The organism is Pseudescherichia sp. (genome assembly GCF_031979925.1).
Taxonomy (GTDB): domain Bacteria; phylum Pseudomonadota; class Gammaproteobacteria; order Enterobacterales; family Enterobacteriaceae; genus Pseudescherichia.
The window spans coordinates 448,327-467,724 of the sequence record NZ_DALZFB010000002.1 but is presented as its reverse complement, the minus strand read 5'-3'; the positions used below and the strand labels follow the sequence as shown (position 1 = coordinate 467,724).

General features: G+C 58.4%; 18 protein-coding genes. 5 read left to right on the top strand and 13 right to left on the bottom strand.

Annotated elements, in window-relative coordinates:
- Window position 1: 1 nt before the first annotated feature.
- Window positions 2-1,048 carry a spermidine/putrescine ABC transporter substrate-binding protein PotD gene (gene potD, locus RTM13_RS05685; protein ID WP_312210841.1) on the top strand — a complete coding sequence of 349 codons (1,047 nt, stop codon included), beginning with the start codon at window positions 2-4 and terminating at the stop codon, window positions 1,046-1,048.
- Window positions 1,049-1,149: 101 nt separating this feature from the next.
- Here potD and cobB read toward each other — a convergent pair whose 3' ends face one another.
- From cobB to lolC, 5 genes are read right to left on the bottom strand one after another with little or no spacing between them, the layout of a single operon-like run.
- Window positions 1,150-1,971, bottom strand: coding sequence for a Sir2 family NAD+-dependent deacetylase (cobB, locus tag RTM13_RS05680; RefSeq protein WP_312210839.1), 822 nt, complete (start codon window positions 1,969-1,971; stop codon window positions 1,150-1,152).
- Window positions 1,972-1,986: 15 nt separating this feature from the next.
- Window positions 1,987-2,898, bottom strand: a complete 912-nt coding sequence (gene nagK / locus RTM13_RS05675; RefSeq protein ID WP_312210838.1) for an N-acetylglucosamine kinase — start codon at window positions 2,896-2,898, stop codon at window positions 1,987-1,989.
- A 28-nt stretch (window positions 2,899-2,926) separates the two neighbouring features.
- The gene (gene lolE / locus RTM13_RS05670; RefSeq protein ID WP_312210836.1) at window positions 2,927-4,171 is read right to left on the bottom strand and encodes a lipoprotein-releasing ABC transporter permease subunit LolE; all 1,245 of its coding nucleotides are present in this window, start codon (window positions 4,169-4,171) and stop codon (window positions 2,927-2,929) included.
- Window positions 4,171-4,872, bottom strand: coding sequence for a lipoprotein-releasing ABC transporter ATP-binding protein LolD (lolD, locus tag RTM13_RS05665; RefSeq protein WP_144812314.1), 702 nt, complete (start codon window positions 4,870-4,872; stop codon window positions 4,171-4,173). Before lolD ends, lolE begins: the two co-directional genes overlap by 1 nt.
- Window positions 4,865-6,064, bottom strand: coding sequence for a lipoprotein-releasing ABC transporter permease subunit LolC (gene lolC, locus RTM13_RS05660; RefSeq protein ID WP_312210834.1), 1,200 nt, complete (start codon window positions 6,062-6,064; stop codon window positions 4,865-4,867). Before lolC ends, lolD begins: the two co-directional genes overlap by 8 nt.
- A gap of 278 nt (window positions 6,065-6,342) precedes the next feature.
- On the opposite strand from lolC, the gene RTM13_RS05655 reads away from it, so the two are divergent.
- The 4 genes from RTM13_RS05655 to RTM13_RS05640 all read left to right on the top strand — a co-directional run bounded on the left by RTM13_RS05655 (window position 6,343) and on the right by RTM13_RS05640 (window position 12,850).
- Entirely contained in the window at window positions 6,343-7,416 is a 1,074-nt protein-coding gene (locus tag RTM13_RS05655; RefSeq protein WP_312210832.1) for an acyltransferase family protein, read from the top strand.
- Between the two features lie 109 nt (window positions 7,417-7,525).
- Entirely contained in the window at window positions 7,526-10,972 is a 3,447-nt protein-coding gene (gene mfd / locus RTM13_RS05650) for a transcription-repair coupling factor (protein WP_312210830.1), read from the top strand.
- 152 nt (window positions 10,973-11,124) lie between these two features.
- Entirely contained in the window at window positions 11,125-12,090 is a 966-nt protein-coding gene (locus RTM13_RS05645; RefSeq protein ID WP_312210829.1) for a L,D-transpeptidase family protein, read from the top strand.
- A gap of 124 nt (window positions 12,091-12,214) precedes the next feature.
- A complete protein-coding gene (locus tag RTM13_RS05640; protein ID WP_312210828.1) occupies window positions 12,215-12,850 on the top strand; it encodes a TetR/AcrR family transcriptional regulator in 636 nt (211 codons plus the stop codon).
- Window positions 12,851-13,272: 422 nt separating this feature from the next.
- On the opposite strand, the gene RTM13_RS05635 is transcribed toward RTM13_RS05640, so the two are convergent.
- The 8 genes from RTM13_RS05635 to hinT all read right to left on the bottom strand — a co-directional run bounded on the left by RTM13_RS05635 (window position 13,273) and on the right by hinT (window position 19,363).
- Window positions 13,273-13,812 carry a glycine zipper 2TM domain-containing protein gene (locus RTM13_RS05635; RefSeq protein ID WP_312210826.1) on the bottom strand — a complete coding sequence of 180 codons (540 nt, stop codon included), beginning with the start codon at window positions 13,810-13,812 and terminating at the stop codon, window positions 13,273-13,275.
- A 191-nt stretch (window positions 13,813-14,003) separates the two neighbouring features.
- Window positions 14,004-15,308 carry an NAD(P)/FAD-dependent oxidoreductase gene (locus RTM13_RS05630; RefSeq protein WP_312210824.1) on the bottom strand — a complete coding sequence of 435 codons (1,305 nt, stop codon included), beginning with the start codon at window positions 15,306-15,308 and terminating at the stop codon, window positions 14,004-14,006.
- A 233-nt stretch (window positions 15,309-15,541) separates the two neighbouring features.
- Window positions 15,542-16,084: an alpha/beta hydrolase YcfP gene (gene ycfP / locus RTM13_RS05625; protein WP_312210823.1), complete on the bottom strand. Its 543-nt coding sequence runs from the start codon at window positions 16,082-16,084 to the stop codon at window positions 15,542-15,544.
- Window positions 16,085-16,121: 37 nt separating this feature from the next.
- Complete coding sequence (gene nagZ, locus RTM13_RS05620) at window positions 16,122-17,147, bottom strand: beta-N-acetylhexosaminidase (protein ID WP_312210821.1); 1,026 nt, start codon at window positions 17,145-17,147, stop codon at window positions 16,122-16,124.
- A gap of 11 nt (window positions 17,148-17,158) precedes the next feature.
- A complete protein-coding gene (thiK, locus tag RTM13_RS05615) occupies window positions 17,159-17,980 on the bottom strand; it encodes a thiamine kinase (protein WP_312210819.1) in 822 nt (273 codons plus the stop codon).
- Window positions 17,961-18,614 carry a penicillin-binding protein activator LpoB gene (gene lpoB, locus RTM13_RS05610; RefSeq protein WP_312211020.1) on the bottom strand — a complete coding sequence of 218 codons (654 nt, stop codon included), beginning with the start codon at window positions 18,612-18,614 and terminating at the stop codon, window positions 17,961-17,963. The genes thiK and lpoB overlap by 20 nt, the downstream gene beginning before the upstream one ends.
- Window positions 18,615-18,627: 13 nt before the next feature.
- Window positions 18,628-19,002: a YcfL family protein gene (locus tag RTM13_RS05605; protein WP_312210818.1), complete on the bottom strand. Its 375-nt coding sequence runs from the start codon at window positions 19,000-19,002 to the stop codon at window positions 18,628-18,630.
- Between the two features lie 4 nt (window positions 19,003-19,006).
- Window positions 19,007-19,363, bottom strand: a complete 357-nt coding sequence (gene hinT / locus RTM13_RS05600) for a purine nucleoside phosphoramidase (protein ID WP_312210816.1) — start codon at window positions 19,361-19,363, stop codon at window positions 19,007-19,009.
- Between the last annotated feature and the right edge of the window lie 35 nt (window positions 19,364-19,398).

Here is a 19,398-nt window from a genome sequence, read left to right as displayed (position 1 = left end):
AATGAAAAACTGGTCACGCCACCTGCTCGCCGCAGGGGCTTTAGCGCTCAGCGTGAGCGCCGCCCATGCCGAGGATAATAAGACCCTCTACTTCTATAACTGGACCGAGTATGTGCCTCCTGGCCTGCTGGAGCAGTTCACCAAGGAGACCGGCATTAAGGTGATCTATTCGACCTATGAGTCGAACGAGACCATGTATGCCAAGCTCAAAACCTATAAAGATGGCGCCTACGATCTGGTTGTGCCCTCCACCTACTTTGTCGACAAGATGCGCAAAGAGGGGATGATCCAGAAGATTGATAAGAGCAAGCTGACCAACTTTAGTAACCTCGATCCAGAGGTGCTGAACAAGCCGTTCGATCCAAGCAACGACTACTCTATCCCCTATATCTGGGGCGCGACGGCAATCGGGGTGAATAGCGAAGCGATCGATCCAAAGAGCGTGACCAGCTGGGCCGATCTGTGGAAGCCGGAGTATAAGAGCAGCCTGGTGCTGACCGACGATGCCCGAGAAGTGTTCCAGATGGCGCTGCGCAAGCTGGGCTACTCCGGTAACACCACCGATCCAAAAGAGATTGAGGCGGCCTACCACGAGCTGCAAAAGCTGATGCCAAACGTCGCAGCCTTCAACTCTGACAACCCGGCCAACCCCTATATGGAGGGTGAGGTAAACCTGGGGATGGTCTGGAACGGTTCCGCCTATGTGGCGCGCCAGAACGGTACGCCGCTGACGGTGGTGTGGCCTAAAGAGGGCGGCATCTTCTGGATGGATAGCCTGGCGATCCCGGCCAACGCGAAAAACGTTGATGGTGCGCATAAGCTAATCAACTTCCTGCTGCGCCCGGACGTGGCGAAACAGGTTGCTGAGACCATCGGCTATCCGACACCTAACCTGGCAGCGCGCAAGCTACTCACCCCGGCGGTAGCCAACGATAAGTCGCTCTACCCGGATGCTGAGACCGTCACTAAAGGCGAGTGGCAGAATGATGTTGGCGATGCCAGCGCTATCTACGAGAGCTACTATCAGAAGCTAAAAGCGGGTCGTTAAGCGTAAAATGCCCGGCGGCGCTGCGCTTGCCGGGCCTACAAAAAACACTGTAGCCACACGTAGGCCGGGCAAACGCCGTGCCGCCCGGCGTTTTTCTGGACCTACAGCCCTTTCAGCAGCCGGTCGACAAACTCCGGTACCACCTGGCTCGCCAGCCCGTAGTGCTTCTCTTCAAATTCGCTGCCTACTTGGCTCGGTTCAAGGTTAAGCTCGACGGTATGCGCCCCCTGTAGCTTCGCCTCATGCACAAAACCGGCTGCGGGATAGACGTGTCCAGAGGTGCCGATGGCGATAAACAGATCCGCCAGCGCCAGGGCGCTGTAGATCTCATCCATGCCCAGCGGCATCTCACCAAACCAGACCACGTGCGGGCGCAGCGGCGAAGGGAACTGGCAGCAGTGGCATTTGTCTTCCTGCGTAATATCGCCCGTCCACTCCAGCACCTGGCCGCTGGAGGCGCAACGCACCTTTAGCAGCTCGCCGTGCATATGCAGCACATTATTATTCCCTGCCCGCTCGTGCAGGTTATCGATGTTCTGGGTGATCAGCAGAAAGCGATCCCCAAGCTCCTCTTCCAGCTTAGCCAGCGCCAGATGCGCGGCGTTAGGCGCAATCTCCGGCTGCTGAAGCTGGCGACGGCGCGCGTTATAGAACGACTGCACCAGTTCCGGGTTACGGGCAAACCCCTCCGGCGTGGCAACGTCCTCTACATGGTGCTCCTCCCACAGCCCGTCGGCGGCGCGGAAGGTACGAATGCCCGATTCGGCGGAGATCCCCGCCCCGGTCAATATGACCACTCTTGGTTTTTCCATCACTTCGGGTACCACTCTGTCTCTGAAAAAGATGCGCTGGCGTAGACGCTCGCGCAAACGGCGTTTGTTGCGGCGAAAACGACTTAGTCGGCTAAAACGACGCGACTGCATATCGGCCTCTTGTGCTTAATCGGTGAGATGGAGGAAGGCTGCGCCACGCATGCCGCCCGCGTCGCCGTGCCGGGCGCGCTCAATGCGCGGTACCCGGGCAACCGGCAGCAGACGCAGCGGCAAACGGTCGGACAACAGCGTGGTCAGCGCGGCGAAATTTGACAGCCCGCCGCCGATCACCAGCAGATCCGGATCTACGATGGTCAAAATGGTCCCCAGGCAAGTCGCCAGCAGCTCAACGTAGCGAGCCACATGCGCCAGCGCCCTCTCATCACCTTGTTCCCATAGAGCGATTATTTCAGGTGCGTTCAGAGATTGATCGTAGAAGTGATTGTAGAGCCATGCAAAGCCGTGGCCAGAAAGATAGTTCTCAATGCAGCCCAGCTGGCCGCAGCCGCAGCGGATAAGTGGGATATCACGCCCGAGGATCTCAAGGGCATCGACGGGCAGGCGAATGTGGCCAAATTCACCGGTAATATAGCTGTGGCCGGGAATGGATTTGCCGTTGATCACCAGCCCGCCGCCCACGCCGGTGCCGAGGATCAGCCCCATCACCAGCGGATAGCGGGCAAACTCCTCGTCCCAGGCTTCCGAAAGAGCAAAGCAGTTGGCGTCATTATCGAGGCGTACCTCGCGTCCCAGCAGAGCGCAGAGATCGGCCCGTAATGCCCTGCCGCTGGCGGCAGGAAGATTCGCCGCGTAGAGCGTGCCGTTGGCGGTAGTGGGCATGCCCGGAATACCGATGCCCACCGAGCCGCGTTCGCCCGTGCGGGCGTCGGCATCGTGCACCAGTCCGGCGATGGCGTCTAAAAAGGCGCTGTAACTCTCATGGGGCGTGGCGATGCGCCGCTCCCACTGTAACGTTCTGTCACTGTCGAAGACGCCCAGCGCGATTTTACTCCCGCCAATGTCCAGCCCGTAATACATCGCCACTCCTTGTTACTGGCCGCTTAAGCTATTGCCCGCTCAAAACTCGGGCCGGATCGATATTGCTGGCGCGTCTGGCTGGATACCAGCTTGCCACAAGGCTCAGCACCAGGGCGGTCAGCAGTACGTAAACCACGTCAAGCGCGTGCAGCTCTGACGGCAGGAAATCGATAAAGTAGATATCTCCAGACAGGAATTGATGGCCGATCAGCGTCTCAAGACCGTTGATAATCGGCGTCAGCTGGAGAGCCACCACCACGCCAATCACTACCCCCGCCACGCTGCCGAACAGCCCGGCCAGCAGACCATACCAGACGAAGACCGCGCGGATAAGGCCATCTTTCGCCCCCAGGGTGCGCAGCACGGCGATATCGCCGCTCTTGTCCTTCACCGCCATCACAAGAGTAGAGACAATGTTGAAGCAGGCCACGCCAATCACCAGCACCATCGCCAGATACATAATGGCGCGGATCATCTGGATATCGCGATACATGTAGCCGTAGGTGCCAATCCAGCTCTTGATGTAGACGTAGCTGTCTGTCACGCTACCGGCATCGCGCACCAGCTTGTTGGCGTTGAAGACATCGTTGACCTTGATGGCAATCCCGGTCACGCCGTCGTTCATCTCCAGATACTGCTGAGCATCCTGCATCGGGATCATGGCAAAGCTGTGATCGAGCTGGCCGCTAAGCTGTAAAATTCCGCTGACGTGGAGCCTGACGCGCTTCGGCTGCTGTAACTTATGGTCAGCGCTGGCATTAGGGATCATTATCGAGACCCAGTCGCCCTGCTTAACCTTCAGCGCATCGGCCACGCCTTTACCGAGGATCACCTGCTGCTCGCCTGCTTTGAAGCTGGCCCATGCATTATTCTGCACATAGTGCGGCAGCGCGCTCAGACGCGTCTCCTGCTGCGGATCGACCCCTTTCACCTGAATAGCGCGCAGGTTCACTCCGCTCTCTACCAGACCGGTGAAGTTGATATAGGGCGCGGCGGCTTCAATCCCCGCCACCTTCTCAACCTTGCTCAGCGCTTCACGCCAGTTGCTCCACGGCTGGTTGACTGGCTCGATCTCGCCGTGAGGCACCACGGCAAGGATGCGGTTATTTAGCTCACGCTCAAAGCCGTTCATGGCGCTCAGGCCGACGATCAGTACCGCCACTCCCAGCGCAATACCGATGGTGGAGATGACCGAGATCAGCGACACCATGCCGCCGCGGCGACGGCCGCGGCTAAAGCGCAGGGCAATGAGTAACGACAGTGGTGAAGCCATTACTGCGCCCCCATCAGCGTCATCTCCGCGCTGAGGTGGCCGTCGCGCATCTCCATCTGACGGCTCATGCGTTTTGCCAGCTGCAGATCGTGGGTGACCACCAGAAACGCCGTCCCCTGCGAGGCGTTTAGCTCGCCGAGCAGGGCAAAGATCGCATCGGCGTTACGGGCATCAAGGTTACCGGTGGGTTCATCCGCCAGCACCAGACGCGGATTGTTCACCAGCGCCCGGGCAATCGCCACGCGCTGGCGCTCGCCGCCGGAAAGCTCTGACGGACGGTGGTTCGCCCGGTGCAGCAGGCCGACCGCCTGAAGCATATCCCGCGCCCGCTGGGTAATCTCCGCCGGTTTATGCTTGCCAATCAGCAGCGGCATGGCGACGTTCTCCTGGGCGGTAAAGTCCGGCAGCAGGTGGTGAAACTGGTAGATAAAGCCCAGCTCGCGGTTGCGCAGTTCGGCTTTTGCCGTCGAGGAGAGCTGGCTCAGATGGCGATCGCCAAAAATCACGTCGCCGGAGGTGGGCGTATCCAGCCCCCCCAGCAGGTGCAGCAGCGTACTCTTACCGGAGCCAGAGCTGCCGACAATCGCCACGGTTTCACCTTCGTTCACGCTAAAGCTGACATCGTGCAGCACGTCGGTCTGCACGTTCCCTTCCTGATAGCGTTTGCACAGGTTGTCGCATTGCAACAGGATCTTATTCATAACGTAAAGCCTCAGCGGGTTGGGTGGCGGCGGCGCGCCATGAGGGATAGAGCGTAGAGAGCAGCGCGATGGCCATCGCCACCAGCGCAATAATAACGACCTGCAACGGCTCAATGGCCACCGGCAGCGCCGCGCCGTCCAGCAGCGCGCCAATGATCGGCATCAGATTGTTAAGCTGGCTGGCCAGCAGCGCCCCCAGTACGGCACCGAGCAGCGCGCCGATAATCCCCGCGCTGGCCCCCTGTACCATAAAGACCGCCATGATCTGGCGTGGGGTCAGCCCCTGGGTTTGCAGGATCGCCACTTCGCCCTGCTTCTCCATCACCATCAGCCCCAGCGAGGTGATGATGTTAAACGCGGCCACGGCGACGATCAGGCTCAGCAGCAGGCCCATCATGTTCTTCTCCATGCGCACGGCCTGGAACAGCTCGCCTTTGCGATCGCGCCAGTCTTGCCATTTGGTCCCCTCCGGCAGCGCCTGCTGACTTAGCTCGTCCACCTTCAGCGGCTCGTTCAGCCACAACCGCCAGCCGGTAATATTACCCGCCGGGTAGCGCATCAGGCGTGACGCGTCCTGAATGTTTACCAGCATCTGGTAGCCATCCACTTCGCTGTTGGCGGCAAAGGTGCCGATCACGGTAAAGAGGCGCTGGCTCGGCAGGCGGCCCATCGGTGTGAACTGGCTGGCGGAGGGCACCATCACCCGCAGCTGATCGCCGCGGTTAACGCCCAGCTGCCCGGCCAGCTGCTCGCCGAGGATCACGTTATATTTGCCCGGCTGCAGGTCGGTCTGCTTGACGTTGACGAGGTATGGGGTGAGCGGATCCTTCTGTGCGGGATCGATGCCGAGCATGACCCCCACCGAGACGCTGCGCGCGCTCTGTAACACCACGTCGCCGGTGGTCAGCGGCGCAACGCGGCTGACGCCCTGGAGCTTCGCGGCGCTGGCCGGTAGCTGCTGCGGGTTCAGGGAGCCATTGGCCGAGGAGAGTACCGCCTGCGGCATCAGCCCCAGGATGTTATTTTGCAGCTCGCGCTCAAAGCCGTTCATCACTGACAGCACGGTCACCAGCGCCATCACGCCGAGCGTAATACCAATGGTGGAGAGCCAGGAGACAAAGCGACCGAATCGGTCCGCTGCGCGCCCACGCATATAACGCAGGCCTATGAATAGTGCGACAGGTTGGTACATGACATCCGTCTGGTTGCGATTAGCAGACTCACGAGTATATAAGCGAAACCGGGGATGGTAAATCGCTTATGCGCTAAGAATTGTCGGGGATTGAAGTAAAAAATTGTTCAAAATCAATTTGGTAAAATGAAGTTTATCGGCTAAACCCAGGTTTACCGACCTGATCTTTTTCCGAAAACTTCCCATAACGGGGCAAATCCAGAGCGTTACCGATTACAGCGTCGCCCGCTCTCACCACTATTAACGCCAAAATTTATCGCAACACGGGCGTTTTAACGATGAAGCAAAAAGCATTGTGGATTAACCAGATCAAAGGGTTATGTATTAGCCTGGTGGTGATCTATCACTCGGTTATCACCTTTTACCCCCACCTTGAAGGGCTGCGGCACCCGCTCTCTGGCCTGCTCGCCAAATGCTGGCTCTATATGAATCTCTACCTCGCCCCGTTCCGCATGCCGGTTTTTTTCTTCATCTCCGGCTACCTGATCCGCCGCTATATCAATGAGGTCGAGTGGAAAAGCTGTATCGACAAGCGGCTATGGTCGATCTTTTACGTGCTGGCGCTATGGGGCATTTTGCAGTGGCAAGGGATCGGTTTTCTCAACCGCTGGCTGGCTCCGGATCGTGACCTAAGCCAGTCGGCCAACGCGGCCTACGCCGACTCGTTGAGTGAATTTCTGCACGGCATGCTGACCGCCAGCACCAGCCTGTGGTACCTCTACGCGCTGCTGATCTACTTCGTGGTCTGCAAATTCCTCAGCCGCTGGAAGCGTCCCGCACTGGTGCTGATGCTGGTGGCGTCCATAGCCATTAACTTTCTTCCGCTTCCGTGGTGGGGAATGAACAGCGTGGTACGCAACGTCATTTACTATGCCCTCGGGGCCTGGTACGGCGTGAGCATTATGAGCTGGCTGCAAAGTATCCCCCTGCGCCGGCAAATTTTACCCCTGATACCTGCCCTGCTGGTGGCGGTGGCGCTCTGGTTCTGTAACGTGCCGGTGCTGCTCTCGCTGCTCTCGGCGTGGCTGATCATGTCCCTCTTCTGGCGGCTGGAGCAGCGCTTTACCCCCGGAGAAGACAGGCTCCTGAACGTGATTGGCTCCAACACTATCGCCATCTACACCACCCACCGCATTTTGATCGAAGGCAGCAGTCTTGCCCTGCTACCGCTGTTTCGCCAGAGCGTGCTCTCGCCGACGCTGGAGCTGGGCCTGCTGCTGGTCTACCCCATTCTGAGTTTGCTGGTGTGCACGCTGATTGGGCTAGGTATTCGCCGCCTCTCCGTGCGCCTGTTTGGCGACCTCTTTTTTTCCCCGCCGGAGAAGCTGCGTCTGGACCCTGTCACCCGCTAATGACGCAACTTTGCTACTATTGAAGGATCAAGGATAATAAACTGCATTGTGTATCAGTGATATGCCCCCATATCAGGGGGCATAAACCCATGAGATCCCGATATTCGCTATGCCTGAACAATACCGTTACTCCCTTCCCGCCAAAGCGGGCGACCAGCGCCAACTGGGTGAGCTTACAGGCAGCGCCTGTGCCACAGAAGTGGCAGAAATCGTTGAGCGTCACGCAGGCCCGGTGGTGCTGATTGCACCCGATATGCAAAATGCGCTGCGCCTGCATGATGAGATCCGGCAGTTTACCGACAGTATGGTGATGAACCTCGCCGACTGGGAGACGCTGCCCTACGACAGCTTCTCGCCGCACCAGGAGATCATCTCCTCGCGGCTCTCGACGCTCTATCAGCTGCCCTCTATGCAGCGCGGCGTGTTGATTATGCCGGTGAACACGCTGATGCAGCGCGTCTGCCCGCACAGCTATCTGCACGGCCACGCGCTGGTGATGAAAAAGGGTCAGCGCCTCTCCCGTGACGCCCTGCGCGCCCAGTTGGATACCGCAGGCTACCGCCACGTTGACCAGGTCATGGAGCATGGCGAATACGCGACCCGCGGCGCGCTGCTGGATCTCTACCCAATGGGCAGCGCCCAGCCCTACCGCATCGACTTCTTTGATGATGAAATCGATAGCCTGCGGCTGTTCGATCCCGATACCCAGCGCACCCTGGAAGAGGTGGAGGCGATTAACCTCCTGCCTGCTCACGAGTTCCCTACCGACAAGGCGGCCATTGAGCTGTTCCGCAGCCAGTGGCGCGATACGTTTGAGGTGAAGCGCGACGCCGAGCATATCTACCAGCAGGTGAGCAAAGGCACCCTGCCGGCCGGGATCGAGTACTGGCAGCCGCTCTTCTTCAACGAGCCGCTGCCGCCGCTTTTTAGCTACTTCCCGGCCAATACGCTGGTGATTAACACCGGCGATCTCGATGCCAGCGCGGTGCGTTTCCAGAGCGAAACCCAGGCCCGCTATGAGAACCGCGGCGTCGATCCGATGCGCCCCCTGCTGCCGCCGGAGACGCTGTGGCTGCGCAGCGACGAGCTGTTTGCCGAGCTGAAGCGCTGGCCGCGTATTCAGTTGAAAACCGAGCAGCTGGCGGAGAAGGCCGCTAATACCAATCTTGGCTACCAGACGCTGCCGGATCTGGCGATCCAGGCCCAGCAGAAAGCGCCTCTGGATAGCCTGCGTAAGTTTCTCGAATCCTTCACTGGCCCGGTGGTCTTCTCCGTGGAGAGTGAGGGCCGCCGTGAGGCGCTGGGTGAGCTGCTGGCCCGTATTAAGGTTGCTCCGAAGCGCATTTTGCGTCTTGATGAGGCCACCGCCAGCGGACGCTACCTGCTGATCGGCGCGGCCGAGCGCGGTTTTATCGATACCCTGCGCAACCGGGCGCTGATCTGCGAGAGCGATCTGCTGGGCGAGCGCGTTGCCCGTCGTCGTCAGGACAACCGCCGGACCATCAACCCGGATACGCTGATCCGCAACCTTGCCGAGCTGCACCCCGGTCAGCCGGTGGTGCATCTGGAGCACGGCGTTGGGCGCTACGCGGGCATGACTACCCTGGAGGCGGGCGGCATCAAGGGCGAGTACCTGATGCTGACCTATGCCAACGATGCCAAACTCTACGTGCCGGTATCGTCCCTGCATCTGATTAGCCGCTACGCAGGCGGCGCGGAGGAGAATGCTCCCCTGCATAAGCTGGGCAGCGATGCCTGGACGCGGGCGCGGCAGAAGGCGGCGGAAAAAGTACGCGACGTGGCCGCTGAGCTGCTGGACGTTTACGCCCAGCGCGCGGCCAAAACCGGCTTTGCCTTTAAGCATGACAAAGAGCAGTATCAGCTCTTCTGCGATGCCTTCCCGTTTGAAACCACGCCGGATCAGGCCCAGGCAATCAACGCCGTGCTCAGCGACATGTGCCAGCCGCTGGCGATGGATCGTCTGGTGTGCGGCGACGTGGGCTTCGGTAAAACCGAAGTGGCGATGCGCGCCGCCTTCCTCGCCGTGGAGAACCATAAGCAGGTCGCGGTGCTGGTGCCGACAACTCTGCTGGCCCAGCAGCACTACGACAACTTCCGCGATCGCTTCGCCAACTGGCCGGTACGTATCGAGCTGCTGTCACGCTTCCGTAGCGCCAAAGAGCAGACCCAGGTGCTGGCCGATGCGGCGGAGGGCAAGGTTGATATTCTGATCGGCACCCATAAGCTGCTGCAAAGCGATCTGAAGTGGCGCGATCTCGGCCTGCTGATCGTCGATGAGGAGCACCGCTTCGGGGTGCGCCACAAAGAGCGCATTAAGGCGATGCGTGCCGACGTTGATATCCTGACGCTCACCGCCACGCCGATCCCGCGTACCCTGAATATGGCGATGAGCGGCATGCGCGATCTGTCGATTATCGCCACGCCGCCCGCCCGTCGTCTGGCAGTGAAAACCTTCGTGCGCGAGTACGATAGTCTGGTCGTACGCGAGGCGATGCTGCGTGAAATCCTGCGCGGGGGCCAGGTCTACTACCTCTATAACGACGTTGAGAATATCCAGAAGGCGGCCCAGCGGCTGGCAGAGCTGGTCCCGGAGGCGCGGATCGCCATCGGCCACGGCCAGATGCGCGAGCGCGAGCTGGAGCGGGTGATGAACGACTTTCATCACCAGCGCTTTAACGTGCTGGTCTGTACCACCATCATTGAGACCGGGATCGACATTCCCACCGCCAACACCATTATCATCGAGCGGGCGGATCACTTTGGCCTTGCTCAGCTGCACCAGCTACGTGGTCGTGTCGGACGCTCCCATCACCAGGCCTATGCCTGGCTGCTGACGCCGCATCCGAAGGCGATGACCACCGACGCGCAGAAGCGTCTGGAAGCCATCGCCTCGCTCGAGGATCTGGGCGCAGGCTTCGCGCTGGCCACCCACGACCTGGAGATCCGCGGCGCGGGCGAGCTGCTTGGGGAGGATCAGAGCGGCTCCATGGAAACCATCGGCTTCTCGCTCTATATGGAGCTGCTGGAGAACGCCGTCGATGCACTGAAGGCCGGGCGCGAACCGTCTCTGGAGGATCTTACCAACCAGCAGACCGAGGTAGAGCTACGGATGCCTGCCCTGCTGCCGGATGATTACATTCCTGACGTTAACACGCGCCTGTCGTTCTACAAGCGCGTCGCCAGTGCGAAGAGCAGCAGCGAGCTGGAGGAGATCAAGGTGGAGCTGATCGATCGCTTTGGCCTGCTTCCCGATCCTGCCCGGACGCTGCTTGAGGTAGCCCGACTGCGTCAGCAGGCGCAGAAGCTGGGGATCCGCAAGCTGGAGAGCAACGACAAAGGCGGCGCAATTGAGTTTGCTGAGAAGAACCATGTTAATCCGGCCTGGCTTATCGGCCTGCTGCAGAAGCAGCCGCAGAACTTCCGCCTCGATGGCCCTACCCGGCTGAAGTTTATGCAGGAGCTGGGCGAGCGCAAAACCCGCATGGAGTGGGTGAGTAACTTTATGAAGGAGCTGGCGGAGAACGCCATCGCCTAAGCCTAAGGCGCACGCTGTTACGGCAACGTGCGTCACTCTTTACATATCCTTGCACTTCAAGAAACATCCAGACACACCTTCCGTCCATACTTCACGTTTGCCATTGCATAACAACAAATTGCATAACAATAACCTGAACACACGGTGGTCTAATGATGAAACAGATGCGCATCGCTCGCTGGATAGCGCTGCTGGCCCTTGCGGCAGCGGCAGCCCTCTCTCCCCCCGCCCAGGCCAATACCTGGCCGCTTCCCGCTAACGGCAGTCGCCTGGTGGGCGAAAACCGTTTTCACCTCGTTGAGAACGACGGCGGCTCACTGGAGGCCATCGCGAAAAAGTATAACGTCGGCTTTTTGGCGCTGTTACAGGCCAACCCTGGCGTTGATCCCTACGTGCCTCGCGCTGGCAGCGTTCTGACCATCCCGCTCCAGACTCTGCTGCCGGATGTGCCGCGCCAGGGGATTGTCATCAACCTTTCCGAACTGCGCCTCTACTGGTTCCAGCCGGGGAAAAACCAAGTGACCGTCTACCCTATCGGCATTGGCCAGCTGGGAGGCGACACCTTAACGCCAACGATGGTTACCCGCGTCTCCGATAAACGCGCCAATCCAACCTGGACACCGACGGCTAATATTCGCGCGCGCTATAAGGCGCAGGGCGTTGATCTTCCGGCGGTGGTGCCCGCAGGGCCAAATAACCCGATGGGCCACCATGCGATCCGCCTGGCAGCCCACGGCGGCGTCTACCTGATCCACGGTACTAACGCCGATTTTGGCATTGGCATGCGCGTCAGTTCGGGCTGTATTCGCCTGCGTGATAATGACATTGCGACGCTGTTCCGCCAGGTCACCCCTGGGACGCCGGTGAACATTATCAACGCGCCGGTAAAAGCCTCTGTGGAGCCTGACGGCACGCGGCTGGTGGAAGTGCATCAACCCCTGTCGAAATCCATTAATGACGATCCGAAAACGCAGCCGCTGGTGCTGAATGCCAGCATGGAGAGCTTTAAATCCGCTGCCGAGACCGATGCCCCGCTGATGGATGAAGTCATGGCGGTTCGCTCGGGCATGCCAGTAGACGTCACGCAGCATGAGGCGGCGTCCGTGCAGTCGCTGTAAGCCCTAAAGCGTTAAAAATCATTATGATATGACATAATTATTTTTAATCATTCCCTGCTGGCCTTCGGTGGTAATTATTTTTATAATGATTGCTCAATAATTCAACATCAGGTGAGGAGCCACTATGACCACCGACGTCAGCAGCTGTACAAAAAAAAGCCGTGGCCGACCGAAAGTTTTCGACAGGGAAGCGGCGCTTGATAAAGCCATGACGCTCTTCTGGCAGCATGGCTATGAGGCCACTTCGCTGTCCCATCTTGTCGAGGCCACGGGTGCGAAAGCGCCGACGCTCTACGCGGAGTTTACCAATAAAGAGGGACTGTTCCGCGCCGTGCTGGACCGCTACATTTCGCAGTTTGCGACCAAATACCAGGCGGAGCTTTTTTGCGATGAGAAGCGCGTTGAGCAGGCGCTGCTGGACTACTTCACCGCCGTTGCCACCTGCTTCACCAGTAAAGAGACGCCTTCCGGCTGCTTCTTAATCAGCACCTCGGCGGCGCTGGCGGCATCGTCAAATGAGATTGCCCAGACGCTTAAGTCGCGTCACGCTATGCAGGAGGCGGCTCTGCTACGCTTTTTGGAGCATCGCCAGCAGCGCGGTGACATTCCCGCTAACACTTCCCTGCACTCGGTAGCGCAGTTTCTTAACTGTGTTATTCAGGGGATGTCGGTCAGCGCGCGTGAAGGGGCATCGCAGGAGAAGCTGCTGCAGGTTACCCGCACCACGCTTGCCCTCTGGCCCGAACTCATCAAATCGTAGCGCATCAAATCGTATTATCGCTTTGGCCTATCCTAACGATAGGCTAAAACTTTCTCACACTTTTGTATGACCCTTTGCTACGCTTACTAAGTGATTATTCCCCTGCTAATGATTAGCAGGTTTTTCAGGACATTTTACAACTATACACATGCAGAAGGATAACGGTCATGGTTTTGCTATTACCATTATTTAAGGTGTTAATAGTAATTACATTGTTATTTAGTCTCTGGGTAGTATGTGGTGGTTCGATCCTGTTTGCTTTCATCTCTGTATTGATTACAGGGTGCCTGCTAATCCGCCAGCAGAGTATGATTTGATACTGAGCAATAATAAAAGCCTTGCGTAAGCAGGGCTTTTTTATGCCCATAAAAAAGGCTCCCCAGCCTGAGCGAATGGAGAGCCAAATCGGGGGTACTGCTTTTTTATGCTTTGTTATTCAAAACCAGCTGCCCATTACCATCTAACGGGATCTGGGTGCCGGGATCGTTCTCCATGCGAATTTTTCCCTGCTGATCACCTATTTTATAGGTCACGTCATAGCCGAGCATCTTCTCTGATTTGTCATAGACGGTTTTGCAGCGCTGCTGGGTGCTGGTATAGGTATCACGCTCCTGCATGGCCCCCTGAACCTGGTTACCGGCGTAGCCGCCGCCCAGCGCCCCGACGACCGTAGCGACATCTTTACCGCGTCCACCGCCGAACTGGTGACCAATCACCCCGCCTGCCACTGCCCCCAGCACCGAGCCAGTCAGCCGGTTCTCATCCTGAACCGGACGTCGATGGGTTACCGTCACGTTGCGGCACTCCTTACGCGGCGTTTTTACCGTCTCTTTGATGGGTGTAGCAGAAACCACCTGTGCATACTGAGGGCCGCGATTGAAAACGTCCAGGCCCGCCACCGCAGCAACGCCCAGTGCAGCGGCCACACCAATTCCGATACCCGCTAACATGGATTTATTCATTGAATAGTCCCTCTGGTTGGCTCTGATAGTCACAATTCTGCAATCAGAGCGGACAGAAGCCAATCAGAAAGGCGGTAAATAACGGGGGGTTATGTGGCAAATCACAGTGATTCAGAGAAATCTGAGCCACCTGATGGAAATCAGCAGAAGGATGTGCTAAAGCCCCGCCGGAAGTCGACGGGGCGCCAGGCTTAGTGCAGTTTCAGGCGCGGACGGATCACGCGGTTGATGCTGCCTACCAGCATCATCAGGCCGGTTTTGAAATAACCGTGCAGGGCGACCTGGTGCATACGGTAGAGCGAGATGTAGACGAAGCGTGCCAGACGCCCCTCTACCATCATTGAGCCACGCATCAGGTTACCCATCAGGCTGCCGACGGTAGAGAAGTTGGACAGCGATACCAGCGAGCCGTGATCTTTGTAGACGTAGGCCTTCAGCGGCTTGCCTTTGATCTGCGCGATAATGTTGTGCAGTGCGCAGGTTGCCATCTGGTGCGCAGCCTGAGCGCGCGGCGGCACAAAGCCCCCTTCCGGACGAGAGCAGGAGGCGCAGTCGCCAATCGCATAGATATCCGCATCGCGAGTGGTTTGCAGCGTCGGCTCCACCGCCAGCTGGTTGATACGGTTGGTCTCAAGTCCACCAATCTCTTTCATAAAATCAGGCGCTTTGATCCCTGCCGCCCACACCATCAGATCGGCCTGGATATATTCGCCGTCCTTGGTATGCAGACCGCCCTCGTCGGCGCTGGTGACCATGGTCTGGGTCAATACGCGCACGCCCATCTTGGTCAGCTCGCTGTGAGCCGCCCCGGAGATACGCGGCGGCAGCGCAGGCAGAATACGCTCGCCCGCCTCTACCAGCGTCACGTTCAGCGCCTCGTTGGTAAGGCCCTTATAGCCATAGCTGTGCAGCTGCTTCACCGCGTTGTGCAGCTCGGCTGACAGCTCAACGCCGGTGGCACCGCCGCCAACGATGGCGATGTTGACCTTACCGCTGGCGCCCAAATTAGCGGAGTACTTCAGGAACAGGTTCAGCATCTCCTGATGGAAACGGCGCGCCTGGTGCGGGTTATCGAGGAAAATGCAGTGCTCTTTCACGCCCGGCGTATTGAAGTCGTTGGAGGTACTTCCCAGCGCCATCACCAGCGTGTCATAAGGCAGCTTGCGCTCAGGCACCAGCAGCTCGCCCTTCTCATCACGCAGCTCGGCCAGGGTGATGGTTTTGCTTTCGCGATTAATATCCACAACCGAGCCAAGCTGGAACTGGAAATCGTGATTGCGCGCGTGCGCCAGGTAGCTCAACGCGTCCACGCCCTCATCCAGCGAGCCGGTAGCCACTTCATGCAGCAGCGGCTTCCACAGGTGGCTGTGGTTGCGGTCGACGAGGGTAATTTTGGCTTTTTTACCCCGGCCCAGCTTCTTGCCTAGCTGGGTTGCCAGCTCCAGTCCGCCAGCTCCACCGCCAACAATCACAATCTTTTTCAATGGTGTAGTCAACACGACCCCCTAAAATATTAACCAATTGTTAATTAAAAGTTATTTAAATAGCTTTTAGTTAACAACAAGTTAGCTACATAAAAGTTTAAATACACCCTGAGAATAGCATGAACGGTGCATTGGTCATACCAAAATTGATATATATCAAGTTTTGATGCATAAAAGATAACCAGGGTTTAGCCGAAGGGCGAAAAAAAACCAGTCATTAAAAGGCTGGTTTATTAAGAGGGGGGTTAGCCAAGGGTTTTAAAGGCCTTGATACGCTGTAGATGAGGAGAGATATTCTTAAACTTATGCGTCTGCTCTTCGTCCCAGACAATCTCATAAAAGTTGTGCAGTACCTCGGCGGTACGCTGGCTGTTTAGCGCCTCATCGTGGCGGGAGAGGATCGCCAGGCAGCGGTCGCGGTTCTTCTCACGGAAGTTAGTCACGCACTTGGTAGCGATATCCGTGTACTCCTCCGGCCTGTCGATTTTGCCCTCCATATTCTCTTGCGGAAAGAGATTAGGATTAAAAATCACCTGCCGGATGTCGCAGAGAAAACCGATCCGCTCGGCCCAGTATCCGCCCAGACCTACGCCGCAAATCAGCGGTCGCTCATCGACGTTGAGCTGTAGCATCTTATCGACCTCTTTCAGCAGATGCTGCATATCATGCTTCGGATGGCGCGTGCTGTAGCTCAGCAGGCGCACGTCGGGATCGATAAACTGCAGCTGCAGTACCTTTTCGTGATTGCCCGGACTGTTTGAATCAAAACCGTGTAAGTAGATGATCATCTGTCCTCACCCTGTGCTTTCTCCCTTTCAGGGAGGGTTAATGGGCCGCTGACCGCTCCAGCCAGCGGGCCTGGAGCTGTTCCAGTTTGCTGCTCACCGCTTTCCATTCGGCGGACGCAACCAGCTCCTGACGCGTAAACGAACCTCTATGATACAACTCTGTAACACGCGCTGCATTGATCGGCGACAGGTTATCCAGCACGCTCACCGCCCCCTGGCGATTATTGCAGACCAGAATCATATCGCAACCGGCGTCCAGCGAAGCCTGGGCGCGTTCGGCATAGCTGCCCATGATCGCCGCCCCCTCCATGGAGAGATCGTCAGAGAAGATCACGCCGTTAAAGCCCAGCTCGCCGCGCAGCACCGTTTTCAACCAGTGGGGAGAGCCGCTGGCCGGGCGCGGATCGACCTCGCTGTAGATGACGTGCGCGGGCATAATCGCATCCAGCCTGCCGTCGCGGATCAGAGAGCTAAAGATCGACATGTCGTGCTCGCGGATTAGCGCCTCCGGACGCGGATCGCGCGGAGTCTCTTTATGAGAGTCCGCCGTTACCGCCCCATGGCCTGGAAAGTGTTTGCCGGTGGTCTTCATCCCCGCCCGGTGCATGCCGTCAATCACACGGGTGGCAATGGCCAGCGCCTTATGCGGATCGGCATGGTACGAGCGCTCGCCGATGGCTGCGCTAATGTGGCCGACGTCCAGCACGGGAGCAAAGCTGATATCGATATCCATGGCGATCATCTCGCAGGCCATCAGCCAGCCCGCCTCCTCTGCCAGCCTGCCGCCCTCCTCCATGCCGAGCAACGCAGCGAACGACTGGGCCGCAGGCAGGCGCGTAAAGCCATCGCGAAAACGCTGCACCCGGCCCCCCTCCTGATCCACAGCTACCACGAGACGATGATGCGAGGCGGCGCGGATCTGCCGCACCAGCTCGCGCAGCTGCGCCGGATCGTGATAATTTCGGGTAAAGAGGATCAGGCCCCCTACCAGCGGATGCGCCAGAATCTCGCGCTCCTCCGCATCCAGCTCATAGCCTGCCACATCTAACATTACCGGACCCACACTGACCTCTCTTATCCTTTTGTCTCTAGCTGATACCATGTTTCATTTGCCAACATAATAAATTGCTGCTCCCCGGTCTGCTGCCAGCGGCACTCATACCAGCCTGCCATCAGCATCAGCACCCAGGGCCGCCAGCGCTGCACCTGCCGCGCCAGCCGGGTATTCTCTATATTTGCCATGCAGGCGTAAGCGCGAGTAAGACGCTGGCGCTCGGCCTCATCCGTCGTCCAGACCGAGGCCAGCTCCAAAGCGATATCGCCATCACCGGCATACTCCCAGTCAATCAGCCGCAGGCCCGAGGTGGTATGTACCAGATTACCTGCATGCACATCCATATGTAACGGAGCCAGTCTGATAACGCCCGGCTCGCGCTCACGCTTAAGGTGCTTTAGCCGCGCCAGCCAGCGCGGCGTACGACGTGCAGGATCGCACGCCTGCCAGTAGCGCTCCAGCAGCGGCAGCAGGGTTATGCGCCAGCCAAAACGGGGCTGCTGATGCAGATGATACAGCAAGTCGGCGAGGGGATGGGGATCCGGAAGCGTGGTTTTGACTTCGCCTGCAAGATAGTCAACGGCCATCCAGCCCTGGCCCAGCCACTGTGGGCGGGGTGCAAGCGTGTCTGGAAGTCGCTTCAGGGCGCGGTACTGCCGAAGAAACGGCGCTGGCGTGGTGGCTGCATGCTGCTGGCGCAGTACCAACCGCTGCGGGCCGTTGACAATAACGCAGCTCCCGCCGCTCAGCCCTGTATGGTCAGGACTGGCGACGAGCGCGGCGTGGGGGAAAAAGCGTGACATGATCTCGTCACGCTCAGGATTACTGTTGTTGAACCGCACCTTTACCTGACCAGACGATCTCGCCCGTCTGCACCAGCATCAGCTGCATCTGTAGCGCGGGGGAATTAACGTTGCCGGAGGCGCTGGTATAGAGCACATACTGCGCCCCAACGTTACGGGCGATACCGATCGCTTTACTGCGCGTGCCGAGGCTATCCTGTGGCGACAGGCCAAGCTGCTGCTTAGCCATGGAGAGCTGCTGGGCAGAGACCAGCGTAAATTTCCCGTTATTCGCCAGCGCGCCGCGCAGTACCTCTGTCGCTTCGGCGGTGTTCAACGAGCCGTTGGTACGGTTATTGACGCTGTCGACCAGCAGCACGCTGCCACCGGAAGCGCCACTCGCCTGCAGCATCTTGCTCACCATCGGCGACACTGCCCCGCTCCAGTCAAAATGACGCTCGCGCGGTGCAGGCTGCGCCGTTTCATCCTGGTGCTCAATAGGACCCGGCTGGGATGGCACCGACGGCACGGACGGTACTTCAGGAACCGGCTGCGGCTGCGGCTGCTCAACCGGCTGCTGCGGCTGCGGCTTGGCTTCTTCTACCGGCGCTGGCTGCTGCTCGCCCCGCATAATACATCCCGAAAGGATCATCGCTACGGTCGTGAGTAGCGCATAACGACCCAGTTTATTGATCAAAATTCACCCCTTACAAATAGAGATAGAGTCTCACTTTACGTGCGCCCAGATAGTTGGCGCTGCCGTAGAGCGTTACCGATGAATGCGCAGGAATAGTGATGCGCCGGGGCGCTTCCAGCGGATGCATCTCGAGACCTCTGGCGTCATACCAGAAAAAACGATAGTTTACGGTGACGGTTTCGCCCCGTTCGTTATAGAGCGTTGAGGACGCAGAGGGCTGGATCTCAGCGTTATTCAGCACCGGTTTTTCTGCGTTTATACCTGCCGCCAGTACGGTTGCTTCCATCACCAGCGTCTGATCGTCACTCACCGGAATTGCCGGACGTGAGCTACAGCCGGTCAATGCAGCCAGCGCCAGCAGCGCGGCCAGACCTCCTCTCAGCATGGGCTTAACCTTTATGTGTCAGCATCGGACCCAGCGTGCGGCCACCCAGCAGATGCAGATGAATATGGTACACCTCCTGGCCGCCATGACGGTTGCAGTTCATGATCACCCGGTAGCCATCTTCGGCAATCCCCTCCTGCGCGGCGAGCTTCGCGGCCACGGTGAGCATACGCCCCAGCGCCTGCTCGTGCGCCTCGGAGACGTCGTTTAGCGTCGGGATCAGCAGGTTAGGCACAATGAGGATATGCGTTGGCGCTTGCGGAGAGATATCACGAAATGCCGTGACCAGCTCATCCTGCCAGACGATATCCGACGGAATTTCGCGGCGGATAATTTTACTGAAAATCGTTTCTTCGGCCATGACGTCTTCCTTAATGAATAACTGCGGGACTCAAC

What these genes read in the sequence shown, in the direction of transcription:
- RTM13_RS05655 (WP_312210832.1), top strand. Translation starts at nt 6,343, where the DNA reads ATGAAGCAAAAAGCATTGTGGATTAACCAGATCAAAGGGTTATGTATT.
- RTM13_RS05635 (WP_312210826.1), bottom strand. Translation starts at nt 13,812, where the DNA reads ATGAATAAATCCATGTTAGCGGGTATCGGAATTGGTGTGGCCGCTGCA.
- RTM13_RS05640 (WP_312210828.1), top strand. Translation starts at nt 12,215, where the DNA reads ATGACCACCGACGTCAGCAGCTGTACAAAAAAAAGCCGTGGCCGACCG.
- ycfP (WP_312210823.1), bottom strand. Translation starts at nt 16,084, where the DNA reads ATGATCATCTACTTACACGGTTTTGATTCAAACAGTCCGGGCAATCAC.
- mfd (WP_312210830.1), top strand. Translation starts at nt 7,526, where the DNA reads ATGCCTGAACAATACCGTTACTCCCTTCCCGCCAAAGCGGGCGACCAG.
- potD (WP_312210841.1), top strand. Translation starts at nt 2, where the DNA reads ATGAAAAACTGGTCACGCCACCTGCTCGCCGCAGGGGCTTTAGCGCTC.
- lolD (WP_144812314.1), bottom strand. Translation starts at nt 4,872, where the DNA reads ATGAATAAGATCCTGTTGCAATGCGACAACCTGTGCAAACGCTATCAG.
- lolC (WP_312210834.1), bottom strand. Translation starts at nt 6,064, where the DNA reads ATGTACCAACCTGTCGCACTATTCATAGGCCTGCGTTATATGCGTGGG.
- nagK (WP_312210838.1), bottom strand. Translation starts at nt 2,898, where the DNA reads ATGTATTACGGGCTGGACATTGGCGGGAGTAAAATCGCGCTGGGCGTC.
- RTM13_RS05605 (WP_312210818.1), bottom strand. Translation starts at nt 19,002, where the DNA reads ATGCTGAGAGGAGGTCTGGCCGCGCTGCTGGCGCTGGCTGCATTGACC.
- lolE (WP_312210836.1), bottom strand. Translation starts at nt 4,171, where the DNA reads ATGGCTTCACCACTGTCGTTACTCATTGCCCTGCGCTTTAGCCGCGGC.
- hinT (WP_312210816.1), bottom strand. Translation starts at nt 19,363, where the DNA reads ATGGCCGAAGAAACGATTTTCAGTAAAATTATCCGCCGCGAAATTCCG.
- cobB (WP_312210839.1), bottom strand. Translation starts at nt 1,971, where the DNA reads ATGCAGTCGCGTCGTTTTAGCCGACTAAGTCGTTTTCGCCGCAACAAA.
- RTM13_RS05645 (WP_312210829.1), top strand. Translation starts at nt 11,125, where the DNA reads ATGATGAAACAGATGCGCATCGCTCGCTGGATAGCGCTGCTGGCCCTT.